Here is a 506-nt window from a genome sequence, read left to right on the forward strand (position 1 = left end):
GATTCGTCGCGGTCCTTCGCCTACGATTTCACCGTGTTCTATGGCGATAGCTCGTTCGGTCCGGCGGCGTCCTGTTGGAGCGACGGTGCGGCGGCAATCTCCTCCAGCCGCGGCAAGCGCATCGCCGGCTACCCGGCCGATATCGAATACACCGGCCAGAACGGCTACTGCTATCAGCATGCCACCGACTGGTTCACCAACGACGCCAATCAGATCCGCGATGCCTACTACGATTTCGACGGCGTTTCGACCGGCGAAGGAAACAGCGGCGGCCCGGTATTCGTCATGGACGGCTCCACGGGAAACTACTCGCTCGGCGGCATCCTCGTCTCCGGCAGCCACACCACGGCAGGTGTTTATACGCTCAATGGTTCGTCGGACAGCATGGCCTCCGCGGCGCTTGGTGTCGAAAACACCACTGCCAGCTTCACCAGCACCGCCATCCGCCACCTGCCTGACGGCACCACCACCTATACGACGCGGACCGCGAACGCGTCCGGATTTTC

At 62.6% G+C, this 506-nt stretch carries 1 protein-coding gene; it reads left to right on the forward strand.

Annotated elements, in window-relative coordinates:
- Positions 1–506: hypothetical protein (locus tag I6F37_RS38660; protein ID WP_225154165.1), on the forward strand; the 506-nt coding region annotated here is incomplete at both ends.

The sequence above is a fragment of the Bradyrhizobium sp. NBAIM08 genome (assembly GCF_020193935.1).
Lineage (GTDB): Bacteria > Pseudomonadota > Alphaproteobacteria > Rhizobiales > Xanthobacteraceae > Bradyrhizobium > Bradyrhizobium yuanmingense.